This is a genomic window from Agrococcus sp. Ld7, from assembly GCF_045064095.1.
Classification (GTDB): Bacteria; Actinomycetota; Actinomycetes; order Actinomycetales; family Microbacteriaceae; genus Agrococcus.
Genome location: NZ_JBISGY010000024.1, coordinates 26,589 through 45,620 on the forward strand (window position 1 = coordinate 26,589; position 19,032 = coordinate 45,620).

Consider the following 19,032-nt stretch of genomic DNA (forward strand, 5'->3'; position numbering starts at 1 on the left):
TCTCGCTCCGCCCGCCCCGGCACGCCGCTGCAGTTCGTGCAGCACCGGCTGAGCGCCCGTGGCACGAGGAGGCATCCGGCCCGACGTAGGCTGTTCGGCATGCTGTGGTCGATCGTGATCCCCGTGAAGGGCTCGGTCGGCAAGTCGCGCCTCGACGCGGGGGACGCGCGTGCGGCGCTCGCGGTCGCGTTCGCGCGCGACACCATTGCCGCGGCGTGCGCGAGCGCATCCGTCGACCGCGTCGTGGTCGTCACGAGCGACCCTGCGGTCACGGACGACCTGCCGGGCATCGAGGTCGTCGACGACCCGGCTCGCGGCCTGCTCGCGGCGATCGGCGCTGGCGTGGCGGCGCTCGCTCCCGATCGGCCCATCGCCGTGATGCTCGGCGACCTGCCGGCGCTCACGCCGGATGCTCTGGATGCCGCGCTGGAGCTCGCCGAGCGACAGCCGCGCTCCTACGTGCCCGATGCGATCGCCACCGGCACCACGCTGCTCGCCGCGCACCGGCCCGAGGGGCTGCGGGCGCACTTCGGCCCGGGATCCGCCGAGCTGCATCGACGGGCCGGTCACGTCGAGCTGGCGGTGCCGCCGGATTCCGGACTGCGCGTCGACGTCGACGAGCTCGCCGACCTGCACGTCGCGATCGAGCTGGGCGTGGGCGAGCACACCGAGGCCGTGCTGGTCGAGGCGGCGCTCGCGGCCTGACCGTCGTCGGCGCGACGCGCTGCGGTCGCTGGGCGAGCCTGGGCGGGGCGGCGCTCGCGGCCTGACCGGCGCCGGCGCGACGCGCTGCGGTCGCTGGGCGAGCCTGGGCGAGGGCTGCGGCCGTTAGGCGAGCGCCGTGGCGAGGGCGAGCGCGTCGCGCGCCACCTGGGCTGCGGGACCCCCGGGCGTCAGCAGCAGCGGGCGCGCCTCGGCGCGGATGTCCAGGTCGCGGAGGCGCCCCAGGCCGCCCGCGTCCTCCTCCGCGACGAGCCAGCCGTCGAGCAGGCCGCCGCGCGACCGTGCGCCGTAGTGCTCGGCGACCGCCGCGGCATCCGCCTCGACCCCGATGACGCCGAGGCAGGTCGCGGCCATGCCGCGCAGCGCTCGGCCCCCGATGATCGGGGAGACGCCGACGACGGGCGCAGACGCCGTCCGCAGCGCGTCGCGCACCCCCGGGATGCCGAGGATGGTGCCGATCGAGACGACGGGGTTCGACGGCGCGATGAGCAGCACATCCGCATCGTGGATCGCCGCCTGCGCCGCGTGCGAGATGCGCGCGCGCTCGAGGCCGTGCTGCACGAAGCGCGAGGCGGGCGCCTGCGCGCGCGTGCGCACCCACCACTCCTCGAAGTGCAGGATGCCCTCGTCGGTGACGACGTGCGTGGGCACCTCGTCGTTCGTGACCGGCAGCAGCGTGGCGCCGAGCTGCCAGCGGGCGGAGAGCTGCGCGGTCGCCTCGGTGAGGGTTGCGCCATCGCGCAGCAGCGAGGTGCGCGCCAGGTGCGTGCCGAGGTCGAGGTCGCCGAGCGTGAACCACGGCCAGCCGACGCCGTAGGCGGTGAGCTCGCCCGCCACCCGCTCGCTCTCGCCCGCCCGGCCCCATCCGCGCTCGTCGTCGTTGACGCCCGCGAGCGCGTACATGAGCGAGTCGAGGTCGGGGCACACCTTCACACCCGCGAGCCACATGTCGTCGCCCACGTTCGCGACCACCGTGATGTCGTGCTCGGCGGGGGCGTCGCTCGCGCGCTCCGCGGCGTTTGCGCGATCGGCGGCGGCAGAGATGTCGCTATCGGCGCGCAACGCTGCGGCATCCGAGCCGATAGCGACATCTTTGCGAACGTGGGGGTGGGGGTGGGGGTGAGGGTGAGGGTGAGGGTGGGAGAGGGGGTGAGAGGGGGCGTCGCGAGCGTCGGCGGCGAGCGCCTCGCGCAGGCCGAGCGTGAACCTGGCGCCGCCCACGCCTCCTGCCAGCACGGTGATCCTCATGAGCTGTGCCCCCTCAGGTGCGTCCTCGCATCGTTCGCGCCGACGTCCAGCCGCCGGTAGCGGATCGCGACCCCGGCGGGGTCGGCGTCGATCGACGCCTCGACGCCGTAGACCTGGCGGATGCGCTCGGGTGTCAGCACGACATCCGCACTGCCCGCCGCGACCACCCGGCCGCGGTCGACGAGCACGACGCGATCGGCGTGCGTGGCGGCGAGCGCGAGGTCGTGCACCGTGAGCACCACGGGCCGGTCGACGGCAATGCGGCGGATGAGTTCGAGCAGGTCGAGCTGCCAGGCCACGTCGAGGTGGTTGGTGGGTTCGTCGAGCAGCAGTGCGGCCGGGGAGTGTCTCGGGACGCCGGCAGGTGCGAACCGAGGAGCGGGTGTCGCCTGCTGCGCCAGCGCACGGGCGAGGTGCACGCGCTGCAGTTCGCCGCCCGAGAGCTCGCCCAGGCGGCGCTCGGCCAGCGGCGTCGCTCCCGCCTCGGCGAGCGCGGCGTCGACGAGGCAGTCGTCGCCGAGCGAGAAGCCGAGCATGCGGTGATGGGGTGTGCGGCCCAGGCGCACGGCCTCTCGAGCCGTGAGCTGCGGCACGGGGTCGGTGAGCTGCTCGACCAGCGCGATCCTGCGCGCCCGCCGACGCGCGGGGCTCGTGTCGAGCCGCTCGCCGTCCAGGTGGATGGCGCCCGTGATGGTGGCGCGCTCGGGGACGACGCCCGCGATCGCACGGAGCATGGTCGACTTGCCCGCGCCGTTCGGGCCGACGAGTGCGGTGATCTGACCCGCGGGGGCGCTCCAGCTGACGTCGTCGACGAGGGTGCGGCCGCGCACGGCGACCGTGAGCCCTGCAACGCTCAGCCCTGCTGCGGTGGTCCCGGCTGCGCTCGAGCCACCGACGCCGCGCCCATCGGCGCTGCGCCCGCCTTCGCGGTCGCTCATGTGCGCACCCGCCCGGTGAGCATGAGCGCGGCGAAGATCGGCGCGCCGAGCAGCGCGGTGACGATGCCGACCGGCAGCTCGCGCGGATCGAAGGCGGCGCGCGCGACGGTGTCGGCGAGCAGCAGCACGGTGGCGCCGCCGAGCGCCGATGCGGGCAGCAGCAGCGCGTGCGAGGCGCCAACGAGCAGCCGCACCGCGTGCGGCACCACGAGGCCGACGAAGCCGATCGCGCCCGAGACCGACACCAGCACGCCCGTGACGAGCGCGCATCCGATCAGCAGCGCCCAGCGGGTGCGGCGGGCGTCGACGCCCAGCGCGCCCGCGGCGCTGTCGCCGAGGGCGAGCGCGTCGAGCATCCGCCCGGTCGCGAGCAGCGGCAGCGCGAGCGCCGCCCCGGCGAGCGCGATCGTCGCGCTCGACCAGTCGATCGACGCGAGCGAGCCGAGCAGCCACGCGAGGATCTCGCGGAACGCGTCGCCGGCGGCGCTCCAGAAGATCACGAGCGAGACGAGCGCAGCGGCGGCGGATGCGACGACGACGCCGGCGAGCACCGTCCGGGTGGGTGTCGCACCGCCCGCGGCGGCCGCGAGACCGAGGGTCGCCAGCAGCGCGAGCAGCGCACCAGCGAAGGCCGCGACCGGCAGCAGCACGCCGAGCCCGGCGATCAGCACGAGCACCGCGCCGACCGAGGCGCCGGAGGAGACGCCCAGCAGGTACGGGTCGGCGAGCGGATTGCGCACGAGCGCCTGCATCACGGCACCCACGATCGCGAGCCCGGCGCCGACTGCGCAGGCCGTGAGCACTCGGGGCAGCCGCAGGTCGACGATGATCGCGTCGTCCACGGTGCCCAGCGGCGTCGTGCCGATGCCGACGCGGGCGGCGAGCGCGGCGAGCGCATCCGCGGGGGCGATGCCCGCGGCGCCCACGCAGACCGCGGCCAGTGCGACCGCCAGCAGCAGCGCGGCGAGCAGCGGCAGCGCCCACCAGCGACGGCGTCGCGCGCGGACGGGCGGCTGCGGCCCCGATCCGCTCCTCTCGGCGGCCGCGGGCGAGAGCTCGACGGGCGCGGTGCGGGTCATTCGAGATCCATTGCGCGCACGTCGTCGGCGACGAGCTGCACGGCGTCGACCGTGCCGACGCCCGCCTCGGCGGTGGGGAATGGCACGATCACGAAGCGCTCCTGCTGCACGGCAGCGAGCTGCGCCGTCGCCGCGTTCGCCCGCAGCCGATCGATCTTCGACGCTGCCGTGTGCCAGGGCGCGTCCACCAGCACGATCACGTCGGGGTCGCTCGCGGCGAGCGCCTCCCACGACATGGTCGTCCAGGTCTCGTCGATGTCGGCCGCCACGTTCGTCAGCCCGGCCGCATCCAGCACGAGCTGCGGGGCGCCGGAGCCCGCACCGACGTACGGGGCATCCTCGCCGGACGAGTACCAGAGCGCCCGCGCCCCGGTCTCGACCGGCGCGATCGCCGCGAGCGCATCCCGCTGGTCCTGCGCGAGCGCGGCGCCCGCATCCGGCACGCCGAGCGCCGCGCCGGCATCGCTGAACTCGTCGAACAGCGCGTCCCAGGTCAGCGCGGGCACGTCGGTCGACCAGCAGGCGGCGGGGGAGACCCACGTCTGCACGCCCAGCTGCTGCAGCTGCTCGCGATCGCCGACCGCCTCGGGGGCGAAGGCCGACTCCCAGCCCGCCACCACCGCATCCGGCTCCAGGGCCAGCACGGCCTCCCTCGAGGGCATGCCCTCGATCGTCGGCGCGTCGAAGGGTGCGCCGTCGAGCCCCGCCAGCGGCCCGTCGAGGAACGCCGTCGAGACGATCGCGTCGCCGAGGCCGAGCGCGACGACCAGTTCTGCGGCGGTCGACTTGATCGCCACGATCCGCTCCGCCGGCTGTGCCATCGGCGGCACAAGCACGCCGCAGTCCTCGACCGCGGGCGCCGATCCAGCAGTCGTCGGCTCGGTCGTCGGCCCGCCGGCCGAGGGCTGCGCGCTGCAGCCGACGAGGGCGATCATCCCCACCGAGACGGCGGCAACGAGCACTCGAGCATGCGGGATGCGGCGGGTTTCGGGCATCGAATGGCCTCCAGGGCAGGCTGACGCGAACGATCATGCGGTTCGCGCGCGGAGGTGATGCCCGGCGCTTGACCACTGTAACGCGGCAGGACAGACTCAGGAGACCGATCCGCAACGAGGCGGAGAAAGTTGAGGAACCCCCATGACGACAGTTCGCGCAGCGATCACCCAGACGACGTGGACGGGCGACAAGGCGTCGATGCTCGATCGCCACGAAGCCTTCATGCGGGAAGCCGCGGAGCAGGGCGCGCAGATCATCTGCTTCCAGGAGCTCTTCTACGGCCCATACTTCGGCATCACGCAGGACAAGAAGTACTACGACTACGCCGAGCCGGCCGACGGCCCGATCGTGCAGCGCTTCGCGGCGCTCGCGAAGGAGCTGCACATGGTCACCATCCTCCCGATCTACGAGGAGGAGCAGACCGGCGTGTACTACAACACCGCGGTCGTCGTCGATGCCGACGGCACCATCCTCGGCAAGTACCGCAAGCACCACCTGCCGCACCTCGATCGCTTCTGGGAGAAGTTCTACTTCCGCCCCGGCAACCTCGGCTACCCGATGTTCGAGACCGCCGTCGGCAAGGTCGGCGTGCACATCTGCTACGACCGGCACTTCCCGGAGGGCTGGCGGGAGCTCGGCCTCTCCGGCGCCCAGATCGTCTTCAACCCGAATGCCACCAAGCCCGGCCTCTCGAACCGGCTGTGGGAGGTGGAGGGACCCGCTGCCGCGGTCGCCAACGGCTACTTCGTGCTGCAGCCCAACCGGGTCGCCCGCGAGGACAACGAGTACGGCGAGCTCGCGGTGGACTTCTACGGCACCAGCCAGGTCATCGACCCGCGCGGCAACTGGGTGGGCGAGCGAGGCTCCGAGACGAGCGAGGAGCTGCTGATCCGCGACCTCGAGATGGATCTCGTCAAGGAGATGCGCGACGACTGGCAGTTCTACCGGGATCGCCGGCCCGACGCCTACACCCAGATCGCGAAGCCGTAGGGGGCGCGCGATGGCAACGACCCTCATCACCGGAGGCACCGTCGTCTCCGCCACCGGCCGCTCGCTCGCCGACGTGCTCGTCGACGGCGAGACGATCCGCGCGGTGCTCGAGCCCGGCAGCCAGCTGCTCGGCACCGACCTGAAGCAGAGCGTCGACACGGTGGTGGATGCGACGGGCAAGTACGTCATCCCCGGCGGCATCGACGCCCACACGCACATGCAGATGCCCTTCGGCGGCACGGAGGCGAGTGACACCTTCGAGACCGGCACCCGGGCGGCGGCCTGGGGCGGCACGACCACCATCATCGACTTCGCGATCCAGAAGTACGGCGAGCGGGTGGAGGACGGCCTGGCCGCGTGGCACGAGAAGGCCGCGGGCAACTGCGCGGTCGACTACGGCTTCCACCAGATCATCGGCGACGTCAACGAGGCCTCGCTCACGGCGATGCGCGGGCTGCTCGACGAGGGGGTCTCGAGCTTCAAGCTCTTCATGGCCTACCCGGGCGTCTTCTACTCCGACGACGCGCAGGTGCTGAAGGCCATGCAGGTCTCGGCCGACACCGGGCTGATGACGATGATGCACGCCGAGAACGGGCCGGCGATCGACGTGCTCGCGCAGCAGCTGCTCGCTCAGGGCAAGACCGACCCGTACTTCCACGGCATCGCGCGCGCCTGGCAGATGGAGGAGGAGGCGACGCACCGCTCGATCATGCTGGCCAACCTCACCGGCGCCCCGCTCTACGTCGTGCACGTGAGCGCGAAGCAGGCGGTCGCACAGATCGCCACCGCCCGCGACGGCGGGCAGAACGTCTTCGGCGAGACCTGCCCGCAGTACCTCTACCTCTCGCTCGAGGACCAGCTGGGCGCGAAGGGCGACCGGTGGGGCGAGTTCGAGGGTGCGAAGTGGGTGTGCTCGACGCCGCTGCGTTCGAAGCACGAGCACCACCGCGACGAGCTGTGGACGGCGCTGCGCACCAACGACATCCAGATGGTCTCCACCGACCACTGCCCGTTCTGCATGAAGGACCAGAAGGAGCTGGGCCTGGGTGACTTCTCGAAGATCCCCAACGGCATCGGCTCGGTCGAGCACCGCATGGATCTGCTCTTCCAGGGCGTGGTCGACGGGCACCTCACCCCCGAGCGCTGGGTCGAGATCACCGCCACCACCCCGGCACGCATGTTCGGCCTGTACGGCAAGAAGGGTGTCATCCAGCCCGGCGCCGACGCCGACATCGTCGTCTACGACCCGGCTGGCCACACCTCGATCGGGCTCGAGAAGACCCACCACATGAACATGGACTACTCCGCGTGGGAGGGCTACGAGATCGACGGCCACGTCGACACCGTGATGAGCCGCGGGCGCGTGATCGTCGATGGGGATGCGTACCTGGGCACGGCGGGCGACGGCGCGTACGTGAAGCGCGGCCTCAGTCAGTACCTGCTGTGACGCGCGCGAAGCCCGTGGAGGACACGGCGCCCCCGACCCCTCGACCGATCGGAGCATGATGCAGTTCGGTGCCGTCTTCCAGACCAACCCGCCGGCGAGCCGCACCGTGCAGCTCGCGCAGCTGGCCGAGGTGCACGGGTTCGACAGCGTGTGGACCTTCGACAGCCACGTGCTGTGGCAGGAGCCCTACGTCATCCACTCGGCCATCCTCGCCGCCACCCGGCGGGTGACGGTCGGCCCGTTCGTCACGAACCCGGCGACGCGCGACTGGTCGGTCACCGCATCCGTCTTCGCCACGCTGAACCAGATGTACGGCAACCGCACGATCTGCGGCATCGGCCGCGGCGACTCGGCGGTGCGCGTCGGCGGCGGCAAGCCCACCACGCTGAAGGATCTGCGCGAGGCCGTGCACGTCATCCGCGAGCTGGGATCGAGCCGCGAGGTCGAGGTGGATGCCGCCGACGGCTCGCCGGTGACGCTGCGGCTGCCGTGGTCGCACGGCTCCGAGCTGCCGGTGTGGGTCGCCGCGTACGGCCCGATGGCGCTGAAGCTCACGGGCGAGGTCGCCGACGGCTTCATCCTGCAGCTCGCCGACCCCGAGATCACGAAGTGGATGATCGACCACGTGCGCAGCGCCGCCGACAACGCCGGCCGCGACCCGATGTCCATCAAGATCTGCGTCGCCGGGCCCGCCTATGTGGGCGACGACATCGTCCACCAGCGCGAGCAGTCGCGCTGGTTCGGCGGCATGGTCGGCAACCACGTCGCCGACATCGTCGCCCGCTACGGGAAGGCGGCAGGCACCGACGGCGAGGCGGGCGTGATCCCCAAGGATCTGGCCGACTACATCGAGCAGCGCGCGGGCTACGACTACAACTCGCACGGCAAGGCCGACAACGATCACGTCGACTTCGTGCCGGATGCGATCGTCGACCGCTTCTGCGTGCTCGGCGACGCCGATGACCACATCGAGAAGCTCACGCGGCTCAAGGACCTCGGCGTCGATCAGTTCGCGGCCTACGTCATGCACGACGACAAGGAGGAGACGCTGCGCCAGTACGGCGAGCGCATCATCCCGGCGCTGCGCGAGCACACCGCGGCGAGGTCGTGACTCGTTGCGGCTGAGCGGCGGGAGGAGCCGGGCGATCCTGTTCGGTGCCCTCGGCGTGCTCGCGCTCGGCGTGCTGTGGGAGGGCTACAAGCTGCTCGGCCCCGCAGAGGGCGTCGTGATCGGGGAGACGGTGCTGCTGCCGCGCACCACCGAGCTGGCGATGCCGCACGTGTGGGATTCGGTCGCGCGCGCCTTCCAGCCGGCCTCGAGCGCCAGCGGCGAGGTCGTCATCGTGGCGGTCGCGAAGGCGGCCGCCTCGACGCTGGGCATCGCGGGCCTCGGCATGCTGATCGGGGCCGCGGTCGGCGTGCTGCTCGCGCTGCTCATGCAGCGGTTCCTGCTCGCCGACCGAGCGATGCTGCCCTGGCTCATCCTCAGCCAGACCGTGCCGCTCATCGCCCTCGCGCCGCTCGTGGTGGCGTGGGGCGGCAAGCTGCAGCTCGGCCCGTTCGAATGGGAGCGGTGGATGAGCGTGGCCGTCATCGCCTCCTACCTCGCCTTCTTCCCGGTGGCGATCGGCACGCTGCGGGGGCTGCGCAGCCCCGAGCAGGCGCACCTCGACCTGTTCCGCGCCCAGGGCGCCGGCTGGTGGAAGACGCTGCGCTACCTGCGGCTGCCGGCGGCCGTGCCGCACCTGCTGGCCGCGCTGCGGCTGGGCACCGCGACCGCCATCATCGGCACCGTCGTTGCGGAGGTCTCCACCGGTGCCCGCGGCGGCATCGGCAGGCTGATCGTCGAGTACGCCCAGTCTGGCTCCTCCGATCCCGCGAAGGCATGGGCGCCGATCGCCGGCGCCGTCGTGCTCGGGCTGGTGGCGGCGGGCGCCGTCGCACTCGCGGGGCTGATGCTCCACAACTACCGAAGAGCGGAGGCGCGATGAGCGCGGTCGAGGTGGCAGGCGTCACGAAGGTGTTCGAGACCCGCACAGACACGGTGCGGGCGCTCGACGAGGTGAGCCTCGACGTTGCCGACGGCGAGTTCGTCGCGCTCATCGGCCCCTCCGGCTGCGGCAAGTCGACGCTCATGCGGCTGATCGCCGATCTCGACGAGCCGAGCGCGGGCGAGGTGCGCGTGTTCGGCATGCCCGCCCGCAAGGCGCGTCTCGAGCGCGCGTACGGCATCGCGTTCCAGCAGGCTGGCCTGCTGCCGTGGCGCACGGTGCGCGCCAACGTCGAGCTCCCGCTCGAGCTGCATGGCGCATCCGCCGCTGCTCGCCGGGCGCGGGCCGACGAGCTCGTCGAGCTGGTGGGGCTGGGCGACTTCGCCGACCACCACCCCGACCAGCTCTCCGGCGGCATGCAGCAGCGCGTCGCGATCGCTCGCTCGCTCGCCGAGCACCCGCGCCTGCTGCTGATGGATGAGCCCTTCGGCGCTCTCGACGAGATGACCCGCGAGCGGCTGCAGGGCGAGCTGCTGCGCATCCGCACCGAGACCGAGGCGGCGGTCGTCTTCGTCACCCACTCGATCCCGGAGGCGGTCTTCCTCGCCGACCGGGTGGTGGTCATGAGTCCGCGGCCCGGCCGCATCACCGACATCATCGACGTCGACCGGCCGGACCCTGCCGCCGACGCCGAGTCGATGCGCGAGTCGGATGCCTTCTTCCGCTCGGTCACGGCGGTGCGCGAGGCTCTCCACGGCCGCGAGGCCCCGGTGCCGGGCGCAGGCACGCGGGGGGTCGAGTCGCGATGACCGACACCGCGACCAGGCAGATCGCGCTGCGCCAGGCGGGCGGGGGCAGGGTCGCGCGGCGGCACTGGAGCGAGCATGGCTGGGTGCGCTTCGCCGCCCCGGCGGCGCTCGGGGCGGCCGGGCTCGGGCTGTGGGAAGGGGCTGTGCACCTGCTCGACATCCAGCCCTACCTGCTGCCGGCGCCGAGCGCCATCGTCGACCAGCTCGTCTCGGCCTTCGGCGGCATCGCGCAGGCGACGCTCGCGACCGGCTCGAACGCGCTCATCGGCCTGCTGCTGGGCGCGGTCGTGGCCGTGGTCGTCGCGGCGCTCGCGTCGCGCGTGCGATGGATCGATCAGCTCGTGGCGCCGCTCGTGGCGGCGATCGCGGTCGTGCCGATCGTGGCGCTCGCGCCGGTGCTGCAGACGATGTACGGCGCCACCAGCGAGATGCCGCGCATCCTGGTCGTCGCGATCGCCTCGTTCGTGCCCGTGTTCATCACCACGCTGCGCGGCCTGCGGCAGGTGCGTCCCGTGCACCTCGACCTGATGCGCGCGTACGGCGCGAGCGGCTGGCAGGCGACGCGCATCGTGACGATGCCGGGCGCGGTGCCCTACGTCTTCGGCGGCCTGACGATCGCGTCGTCGATCGCCGTGATCTCGGCGGTCGTCGCCGAGTACTTCGGCGGCCTGCAGAACGGGCTCGGCAGCCGCATCGCCAGCGCCGCCGCGCAATCCGGCTACCCGCGCGCGTGGGCGTATGTCGTCGCCTCCATCGCGCTCGGCCTGATCTTCTACGGCGTCACCCTGCTCGCCGAGCGGCTCGCGAGCCGCTGGGCGCGCGTTCCCATCACCTGATCCCTTCCTGCAGCATCAACCCCAGAATCGAGAGCACCATGCAACGCAACGAAGCACTGCCCGGTCGATCGAAGCGCCGCCGCACGCTCCTCGCGGTGGTCGCGGCCACCGCATCCGCCATCCTCGTCGCCTGCTCGCCGGGCGCCGCGCCGACCGAGTCGGGGCCGGCAGGTGAGGGCAACGGCGAGCTCACCCCCGTGACGCTGCAGCTGCAGTGGTTCGCGCAGGGCCAGTTCGCCGGCTACTACGCGGCGCTCGACCAGGGCTTCTACGAGGAGGCCGGGCTCGACGTGACCATCGCAGAGGGCGGCGCCGACATCGTGCCGCAGACCGCGGTCGCGAGCGGCTCCGCCGACTTCGCGATCGCGTGGGTGCCGAAGGCGCTCGCCAGCCGCGAGCAGGGCGCGATGATCACCGACGTCGCGCAGATCTTCCAGCGCTCCGGCACCCTGCAGGTGTCGTTCGCCGATGCCGGCATCGACTCGGTCGCCGACCTGGAGGGCAAGAACGTCGGCTCCTGGGGCTTCGGCAACGAGTTCGAGCTGTTCGCGGCGCTCACCGAGGCCGGGCTCGACCCGATGACCGACGTCACGCTCGTGCAGCAGGCCTTCGACATGTCGGGCCTGCTCTCCGGCGACATCGACGCCGCGCAGGCGATGACCTACAACGAGTACGCGCAGCTGCTCGAGAGCGTGAACCCCGACACGGGCGAGCTGTACACGGCCGAGGACTTCTCGGTGCTCGACTGGAACGACGTCGGCACCGCGATGCTGCAGGACTCGATCTGGGCTGCCACCGACCGGCTCGAGGACCCGGAGTTCCAGGCCACCACGGTCGCGTTCATCAAGGCGTCGATCCAGGGCTGGATGTACGCGCGCGACAACCCGGAGGAGACGGCGCAGATCGTCGTCGACGCGGGCAGCCAGCTCGGCGCCTCGCACCAGCTGTGGATGGTCAACGAGACGAACCGGCTCGTGTGGCCGGCAGAGGGCGGCATCGGCCTCATCGATGAGGCCGCGTGGGAGCAGACGGTCGAGATCGCCATGAACACGGCCAACCAGGATGGCGCGACCGTGCTGACGGCCGAGCCGGACGACGGCGCGTGGACGAACGAGTACGTGCAGCAGGCACTCGACGAGCTCGAGGCAGAGGGCGTCGACGTGATCGGCGCCGACTACGCGCCCATCGAGGTCGAGCTGCAGGAGGGCGGCCAGTAGCCGGCGCCGGGGCGGGCGCCGAGCACATCGGCGCCCGCTCCGGGTCGACGCCGCGCCGGGGCAACCGAGCCCTCCTCGATCGCCGCGCGGGGCCCGTCTGGGCCCTGCGCCGCGTACTACGCTGGCGAGACACCGACAGCGCAGCCGGTGGTGACATCCGCAAGGGTGCGTCGCCGGCATCCCCTTGCATCGCCCCATCCTCAAGGAGCACGACAGTGACCCAGATCCATGACGCATCCGTTGCAGCGCCATCGCTGAACCCGGCTGACGGCGACCGCGCGCGCGAGCTCGATGAGCTCGTGCTGCACTCCTGGTCGAAGCACGGCCAGGTCAATCCGTTCACGATCGCTCGCGCAGAGGGCGTGCGGATGTGGGATTACGAGGGCCGCGAGTACCTGGACTTCTCGAGCCAGCTCGTCAACACGAACATCGGGCACTCGCACCCGAAGGTCGTCGCGGCGATCCAGCAGCAGGCGGCGGAGCTCGCCACCGTCGCGCCGCCGACCACGAACCTGGCGCGCGGTGAGGCCGCGGAGCGCATCCTGTCGAAGATCGATGGCATGGCTGCCGTCTTCTTCACCAACGGCGGTGCGGATGCGATCGAGAACGCGATCAGGATGGCGCGCATCCACACGGGCAGGGCGAAGGTGCTCTCGCACTACCGCTCGTACCACGGCAACACCGGCTCGGCGATCAACGCGACCGGTGACCACCGGCGGGTCGGCAACGAGTACGCGACCGGGCACGTGCACTGCTTCGGGCCGTTCCTGTACCGCTCCGAGTTCTGGGCCGAGACCGAGGAGCAGGAGTGCGAGCGCGCCCTGCGTCACGCAAGGCGCGTGCTCGAGGCGGAGGGGCCTTCGACGTTCGCGGCGATCCTGGTCGAGGCGGTGCCTGGCACGGCGGGCATCCTGCTGCCGCCGCCCGGCTACCTGCAGGGGCTGCGCGATCTCGCGGATGAGTTCGGCATCGTGCTGATCTTCGACGAGGTGATGGCGGGCTTCGGCCGCACCGGCTACTGGTTCGCGCACCAGCACGACGTCGTCAAGCCCGATCTGGTCACCTTCGCGAAGGGCGTGAACTCGGGCTACGTGCCGGTCGGCGGCGTCATCATCAGCGAGCAGATCCTGGCGACGTTCCGCGAGCGGGCGATCCCGGGCGGCCTGACCTACTCGGGCAACCCGCTCGCTGCCGCGTCGATCGTGGCGTCGATCGACGCGATGACCGAGGAGGGCATCGTCGAGCACGCGAGGCACCTGGGCGAGGAGGTCTTTGGCCCGGCCCTGCGCGAGATGGCAGAGCGCCACCCGATCATCGGCGAGGTGCGCGGCCGCGGCGTGTTCTGGGCGCTGGATCTCGTCGAGGACCGCGAGAGCCGGAAGCCGGTGGACGCATCCGTCATCGCGTCGATCAAGGCGGCGCTGCTCGAGCGCGGCTACGTGCCCTTCGGCGCCGACAACCGCATCCACGTCGTGCCGCCGCTGGTGATCAGCGATGAGGACGCGCGTGCGGGGCTCGCGATCCTCGACGAGGTGCTCGCCGCGCACGGGTGAGGCGACGAGCCGCCGCCCGGGCTGACAGACTCGAGGCATGAGCATTCATCTGCTGGGCGGCGGCTGGGCCGAGGACGAATCGCGCTGGACGGGCCGATTCGTCGACGAGGCGCGCGAGCGCGCGGGCGGACCGCCGACGATCGCGGTCGTGCTGTGGGCGGCTGACGAGGCCGAGGGCGCGAGCTGGCACGACGACTACCGCACCGACCTGCAGCAGCTCGGCGCCGGCGAGGTGCGCATCGTGCAGCTCACCGCAGAGCGCACGCTGCTGCCGACCGATCTGGGCGGCGCCGACGGCATCTTCGTCGGCGGTGGCCTCACCCCGGGCTACCACGCGGCCGTGATGCCGGCGGCCGACACGATCCGCGGCCTGGTCTCCACAGGGGTGCCCTACGCCGGCTTCTCGGCGGGCTCGATGATCGCCGGCGACGTGGCACTGCTGGGCGGCTGGCGCATCGGGGACGTGCCGGTCTGCCCGCAGTCGAGCGCCGAGGGGCTCGACGATGTCACGCTCGACGCGGGCCTGGGGCTGATCGACCTCGTCGTCGACGTGCATGCGGCGCAGCACGGCACCCTCTCGCGCGCCGTCGCGATCGTGCACGCCGGACTCGCCGAGCGGGTCGTAGCGATCGATGAGTGCACGTCGCTGATCATCGGCGACGGCGGCCTCGAGGTCGCCGGCGACGGGAGCGTCTGGACCGCGGATCGCGATGGCGAGCGAGTGAGCGTGGGGGTGCTCGCGGGATGAGCACGCGGCCGCTCGCCGAGCTCGTCGATGCGGGGTGGGCGGAGGCGCTCGCACCCGTCGAGCCGGTCGTGCACGCGCTCGGCGAGCGGCTGCGCGCCGAGGTCGCCGCCGGCCGGCCGTACCTGCCGCCCGGCGACGCGGTGCTGCGCGCTTTCCAGCGGCCGATGGCGGATGCACGGGTGCTCGTGGTGGGTCAGGACCCCTACCCGACGCCCGGTCGCTCCATCGGCCTCGCGTTCGCGGTCGAGCGGCATGTGCGCCCGCTGCCGCCGTCGCTGCGCAACATCTACCGCGAGCTCCACGACGACCTCGGCATCGAGCCGGCCGCGCACGGCGACCTCTCCAGCTGGGCCGACCAGGGCGTGCTGCTGCTGAACCGCGTGCTCACGGTCGAGTCGGGGCTCACCCAGTCGCATCGCGGCTGGGGCTGGGAGCAGGTGACGGAGGCGGCGATCCGCGCACTGGTCGCGCGGCGCGGCCCCGACGGCGCGCCGCTGCCGCTCGTGGCGATCCTCTGGGGCGCGCACGCGCAGCAGCTGGCGCCGATGCTCGAGCGTGTGCCGATCATCGCCTCGCCGCATCCCTCACCACTGAGCGCGTTCCGCGGCTTCTTCGGCTCTCGGCCGTTCTCGCGGGCGAACGCGGCGCTCGAGCAGCAGGGCAGCGCGCCGATCGACTGGCGCATCCCCGCGAGCTGACGCTGCTCCAGCTCGCGACCCGCGCGGCATCGCCGGCTCTGACGGCGTGGCGTGTCGGCGCCGTACGGCACCATGGTGCCGTGAGCGAGTTCGACCAGTGGCGCGATCAGCGCGAGCGCACCGACATGCAGGCCGCGGCGGCCGCGAGCGATGTGCGCGCGACCGTCACCGACCTCGGGCCGGGCTTCTGGATGGTGTCGGTCGCGGGCGCCACGCGCGGCTTCGTCATCCAGGTGGAGGTGCGCGGCGAGGTGCGCTTCGACGCCCGACTGCGGCATATGAATCCGGGGCAGGGCACGCGCATCGGCGAGTACTGGGAGCTCGAGAAGGCGATTGCGGCGATCCTCGCCGAGCCGCCGCGCTTCGTGGGGCGCGATCCGTTCCGCGAGCTCACGAACTACGCGTCGCGCGAGCAGATGCGGGAGCGCACCGAGCGCAAGCGCCTGCAGCGCCGTGCAGGCAGGTTCTTCGGATGAGCGGGCTGCACGAGCTGGGTGCGCTGGAGCTGTGGCGGCAGCTGCATGCGCGCGAGCTGGGCGCGGTCGAGCTCGCAGAGCACCTGCTCGACCGCATCGACCGCCTCGACGAGGCGAACGCGTTCGTGCACATCGACGCGGCGCTCGCGCTCGAGCGCGCCCGGGCGGCCGACCGCGCCGACGATCGCACCGGCATCATCCACGGGCTGCCCTTCGCCGACAAGGACCTCACGCCGCGCGCCGGGCAGCCTGCGAGCATGGGCAGCCGCGCGCTGGCGGGGCAGGTCGCTGACCACACCCACCCGATCGCGCAGGTGCTCGACGACGGCGGCGGGGTGGTGCTGGGCCGCACCGCCTCGCCCGAGTTCGGCTTCGCCGGCTACACCCGCTCGGCGCTGCACGGCGCCACCACGCTGCCCGGTCACGCCTCGCTGCACGCGGGCGGCTCCTCCGGCGGCGCGGCCGCGGCCGTCGCGCAGGGGCTGCTGCCGTTCGCGCCGGGCTCCGACGGCGGCGGTTCGATCCGCATCCCCGCCGCCACCTGCGGTCTCGTCGGGCTCAAGCCCACGCGCGGGCGCATTCCCGGCCAGGGCGGCATCGGCCAGGTCGGCGGGCTCTCGACCGCGGGGGCGATCGCCCGCTCCGTCGTCGACGTGGCGCTGCTCACCGACGCGCTCATCGGCCGCGTCAACGGCGTCACACCCCACGCCCTCAGCCTGCGCTCCCCGGAGCGCGACGATGGCTCGCTGCTCGCCGCCGCGATGCGGGGACAGGGGCGATTCCGCATCGCGGTGCTGACCGGTGGCACGCCCTGGGACTCGGCCGCCGACATCCGCATCGCCCCGGAGGCGACCGATGCCGTCGACGTGACGATCGCCGCACTCGAGGCCTTCGGTCACGAGGTGGGCGAGGTTGCGCTGCCGGATGCCGCGGGCGACCTGGGCGTGCCGGGCGTCGCGGGCTACCCGGCCGCGTTCACCGACCTGTGGCGAGGCGGTGCCGCGACCATCCCGATCGCCGCCGCCGAGCGCGAGCTCCTCGAACCACTCGCACGCTGGATCATCGACACGAGCGACCGCCTCACCGCGGGTGGCCTGGCCCGCGCGCAGCTGTGGGCGACCGAGTACGAGCGCCGGGTGCTCGCCGCGTTCGCGCCGTGGGATGCGGTGCTCACGCCCACGACCGCGCTCACGCCCCGGCAGCTCGACTGGTACCCGAGCGACGACGGCGAAGCCGACTTCCACGCGCAGGTGCTGCACACGCCCCATACGTCGTTCGTGAACCTGACGGGGCTGCCGGCGATCTCGCTGCCCGTGCACGAGACCGTCGAGGGGCTGCCGATGGGGGTGCAGCTGATCGGGCGGCCGGGGGAGGAGGCGTCGCTGCTCGCCATCGGCCGGCAGCTCGAGCGACGCATCCCCTGGGTCGAGCGCGCGGTCTCGCGCATGCGAGCGTAGGTCTCGCGGATGCGAGGGTAGTCCTCGCGGATGCGCTGCGGATGCCCCGGCGTCAGTCCTGTCGGCGCTTGGGCAGATAGCCGCCCTTGGTGAGCCCGGCCTCGATCTCGAAGCGGTTCGTCGTGGCCTCGATGCCCGCCGCGAAGTACATCGGGATGAACCAGAGGCCGTAGCGCTGCCACTGCCGACGGTGCACCTCCTCGTGCTCGAGCACGTCGGGGGAGTCGGATGCGGCGGTGAGGTAGGTGGCGCCGATCGTCGTGCCGCCGCGGCCGAACGCCCAGCTCGGCAACCCGGTCACGACCGTCAGATCGCCGACTCGGCGCTCCGTGCCGCCCAGCATCCGGCCCCACAGCCGCGCCGCCTGCGTCGCGATGGTCGCGCCCGCCTTGGCGACCGGCGGGGCGGTGACGGCGCGGAACGCGGGCCCGCCGACCCTGCGGCCGAGCGCACCGAGGCCGGTGCCGACGGCGGCGAGTGCGCCGGATCCGCGATCTGCCATGACGCCGACGATAGCGCGCGGATACGCTGATGGCATGTGCCCGGATCCGGATGGCGAGCTCGACGCAGCGCCCGCGCAGACGCCGCTGCGGGTCGCCCTGGTGTCGATGCATACCTCGCCCGCGGATCGCCCGGGGAAGGGCGATGCAGGCGGGCTCAACGTGCTGGTGCTCGAGAGCGCGATGGCGCTCGCCGCGCGCGGCAATCGGGTCGACATCTTCACGCGCTCCGCGGGCGCGCCGCACACGGAGTCGCTTGCGCCGGGCGTGACGCTCTGCGCGCTGGAGACCGGCGGCGGCATCGTCCGCAAGCACGAGCTGCCGAACCTCGCGGATGCCTTCGGCGAGCAGGTCGAGCGTGCCGCGCTGGCAGTCGCCGAGCCCTACGACGTGCTGCACGCCCACTACTGGCTCTCCGGGCTCGCGACGCTGCCCGTCTCGCTCTCGCTCGGCATCCCGATCGTGCAGACCTTCCACACGCTCGCGGCCGAGAAGAATCGCAGCATCGGCGATGACGATCGGCCGGAGCCGGAGCGGCGGCTGCTGACCGAGCGCTACCTGGCGGGGGAGGTCGACGCGATCGCTGCGGTCTCGCGTGCCGAGGTGGACGTGCTGTGCGACGGCGTCGGAGCGTCAGCCGAGCGGGTCTGGCTCGTGCCGCCCGCCGTCGACACCGTGCTCTTCCAGCCGGCCTCGCTGCGCGCCAGGTTGGAGGTGCGCAACCGGCTCGGCGTGCGCGCCGAGGACGACCTGGTGGTCTGCGTGGGCCGAGTGCAGCCCCTCAAGGGGCAGGATCTCGCCGTGCGCATGCTGCAGCACCTGCCGGGTGCGACGCTCGTGCTCGCGGGGGACGCGACGCCCGGCTCGGAGCGCTACCTCGACTCGCTGCACGACCTCGCGCGCGAGCTCGGTGTCGAGCGCCGCGTGCGGCACATCGGCAGCGTCGACCGCGTCGCCCTCGCGCAGCTCCTGGACGCGGCGGATGTCGTCGTCGTGCCCAGCCGCACGGAATCGTTCGGGCTGGTGCCGCTCGAGGCATCCGCGTCCGGCACACCGGTCGTCGCCGCGCGCGTCGGCGGGCTGATGGAATCGGTCATTGACGGCGAGACCGGCATCCTGGTCGACGGCCGCGACCCGATGGAGTGGGCGCAGGCAGTGGGTTCGATCCTCGAGGATGTCGACCTGCAGGTGGAGTTCGGGCTCGCAGGTCGGCGAGCCGCGAGTCGTCGCGACTGGCAGGACGTCGCCCTCGAGCTCGAGCAGCTCTACCGCACCACGGTGCGAGCCCGCTCCGCCTAGCCCCCGCCCCGCCCGACGGGGCGGGGG

At 72.6% G+C, this 19,032-nt stretch carries 19 protein-coding genes; 14 read left to right on the forward strand and 5 right to left on the reverse strand.

Translation table 11 applies throughout. The features are described from left to right. The first annotated feature begins 99 nt into the window (after positions 1-99). A complete protein-coding gene (gene cofC, locus ACJJVL_RS04490; protein WP_405217120.1) occupies positions 100-705 on the forward strand; it encodes a 2-phospho-L-lactate guanylyltransferase in 606 nt (201 codons plus the stop codon). A gap of 123 nt (positions 706-828) precedes the next feature. Here cofC and cofD read toward each other — a convergent pair whose 3' ends face one another. From cofD to ACJJVL_RS04510, 4 genes are read right to left on the reverse strand one after another with little or no spacing between them, the layout of a single operon-like run. Then, the gene (gene cofD, locus ACJJVL_RS04495) at positions 829-1,971 is read right to left on the reverse strand and encodes a 2-phospho-L-lactate transferase (protein WP_405217121.1); all 1,143 of its coding nucleotides are present in this window, start codon (positions 1,969-1,971) and stop codon (positions 829-831) included. Beyond that, positions 1,968-2,909, reverse strand: a complete 942-nt coding sequence (locus ACJJVL_RS04500; RefSeq protein ID WP_405217122.1) for an ABC transporter ATP-binding protein — start codon at positions 2,907-2,909, stop codon at positions 1,968-1,970. Before ACJJVL_RS04500 ends, cofD begins: the two co-directional genes overlap by 4 nt. Continuing rightward, on the reverse strand, positions 2,906-3,988 hold the full coding sequence (locus ACJJVL_RS04505; protein WP_405217123.1) for an iron chelate uptake ABC transporter family permease subunit: 1,083 nt from the start codon (positions 3,986-3,988) through the stop codon (positions 2,906-2,908). Before ACJJVL_RS04505 ends, ACJJVL_RS04500 begins: the two co-directional genes overlap by 4 nt. Continuing rightward, positions 3,985-4,983 (reverse strand): ABC transporter substrate-binding protein, encoded by a 999-nt coding sequence (locus ACJJVL_RS04510; RefSeq protein ID WP_405217124.1) that lies wholly within the window; start codon positions 4,981-4,983, stop codon positions 3,985-3,987. The genes ACJJVL_RS04505 and ACJJVL_RS04510 overlap by 4 nt, the downstream gene beginning before the upstream one ends. Positions 4,984-5,125: 142 nt before the next feature. Between ACJJVL_RS04510 and ACJJVL_RS04515 the strand changes: the two genes are divergently transcribed. From ACJJVL_RS04515 to ACJJVL_RS04570, 12 genes are all read left to right on the forward strand, one after another. Continuing rightward, positions 5,126-5,974 (forward strand): nitrilase-related carbon-nitrogen hydrolase, encoded by an 849-nt coding sequence (locus tag ACJJVL_RS04515; protein WP_405217125.1) that lies wholly within the window; start codon positions 5,126-5,128, stop codon positions 5,972-5,974. A gap of 10 nt (positions 5,975-5,984) precedes the next feature. Next, complete coding sequence (gene hydA / locus ACJJVL_RS04520) at positions 5,985-7,421, forward strand: dihydropyrimidinase (protein WP_405217126.1); 1,437 nt, start codon at positions 5,985-5,987, stop codon at positions 7,419-7,421. Positions 7,422-7,479: 58 nt separating this feature from the next. Continuing rightward, positions 7,480-8,532 carry a TIGR03842 family LLM class F420-dependent oxidoreductase gene (locus ACJJVL_RS04525; protein ID WP_405217139.1) on the forward strand — a complete coding sequence of 351 codons (1,053 nt, stop codon included), beginning with the start codon at positions 7,480-7,482 and terminating at the stop codon, positions 8,530-8,532. A gap of 4 nt (positions 8,533-8,536) precedes the next feature. Then, a complete protein-coding gene (locus ACJJVL_RS04530) occupies positions 8,537-9,412 on the forward strand; it encodes an ABC transporter permease (RefSeq protein ID WP_405217127.1) in 876 nt (291 codons plus the stop codon). Next, on the forward strand, positions 9,409-10,221 hold the full coding sequence (locus ACJJVL_RS04535) for an ABC transporter ATP-binding protein (protein ID WP_405217128.1): 813 nt from the start codon (positions 9,409-9,411) through the stop codon (positions 10,219-10,221). The genes ACJJVL_RS04530 and ACJJVL_RS04535 overlap by 4 nt, the downstream gene beginning before the upstream one ends. Then, complete coding sequence (locus tag ACJJVL_RS04540; RefSeq protein WP_405217129.1) at positions 10,218-11,057, forward strand: ABC transporter permease; 840 nt, start codon at positions 10,218-10,220, stop codon at positions 11,055-11,057. Before ACJJVL_RS04535 ends, ACJJVL_RS04540 begins: the two co-directional genes overlap by 4 nt. 38 nt (positions 11,058-11,095) lie before the next feature. Next, positions 11,096-12,274: an ABC transporter substrate-binding protein gene (locus tag ACJJVL_RS04545; protein ID WP_405217130.1), complete on the forward strand. Its 1,179-nt coding sequence runs from the start codon at positions 11,096-11,098 to the stop codon at positions 12,272-12,274. Between the two features lie 215 nt (positions 12,275-12,489). Beyond that, entirely contained in the window at positions 12,490-13,827 is a 1,338-nt protein-coding gene (locus ACJJVL_RS04550; protein WP_405217131.1) for an aspartate aminotransferase family protein, read from the forward strand. Positions 13,828-13,864: 37 nt separating this feature from the next. Further along, complete coding sequence (locus ACJJVL_RS04555; protein WP_405217132.1) at positions 13,865-14,575, forward strand: Type 1 glutamine amidotransferase-like domain-containing protein; 711 nt, start codon at positions 13,865-13,867, stop codon at positions 14,573-14,575. After that, a complete protein-coding gene (locus tag ACJJVL_RS04560; RefSeq protein ID WP_405217133.1) occupies positions 14,572-15,273 on the forward strand; it encodes a uracil-DNA glycosylase in 702 nt (233 codons plus the stop codon). Before ACJJVL_RS04555 ends, ACJJVL_RS04560 begins: the two co-directional genes overlap by 4 nt. 80 nt (positions 15,274-15,353) lie before the next feature. Beyond that, positions 15,354-15,749: a hypothetical protein gene (locus ACJJVL_RS04565; RefSeq protein ID WP_405217134.1), complete on the forward strand. Its 396-nt coding sequence runs from the start codon at positions 15,354-15,356 to the stop codon at positions 15,747-15,749. Further along, positions 15,746-17,206 (forward strand): amidase, encoded by a 1,461-nt coding sequence (locus tag ACJJVL_RS04570; protein ID WP_405217135.1) that lies wholly within the window; start codon positions 15,746-15,748, stop codon positions 17,204-17,206. The genes ACJJVL_RS04565 and ACJJVL_RS04570 overlap by 4 nt, the downstream gene beginning before the upstream one ends. A 52-nt stretch (positions 17,207-17,258) precedes the next feature. On the opposite strand, the gene ACJJVL_RS04575 is transcribed toward ACJJVL_RS04570, so the two are convergent. Further along, positions 17,259-17,708, reverse strand: a complete 450-nt coding sequence (locus tag ACJJVL_RS04575) for a hypothetical protein (protein ID WP_405217136.1) — start codon at positions 17,706-17,708, stop codon at positions 17,259-17,261. 34 nt (positions 17,709-17,742) lie between these two features. Here ACJJVL_RS04575 and ACJJVL_RS04580 point away from each other — a divergent pair, with 34 nt between their 5' ends. Beyond that, positions 17,743-19,005 carry a glycosyltransferase gene (locus ACJJVL_RS04580; RefSeq protein ID WP_405217137.1) on the forward strand — a complete coding sequence of 421 codons (1,263 nt, stop codon included), beginning with the start codon at positions 17,743-17,745 and terminating at the stop codon, positions 19,003-19,005. Positions 19,006-19,032: the final 27 nt, after the last annotated feature.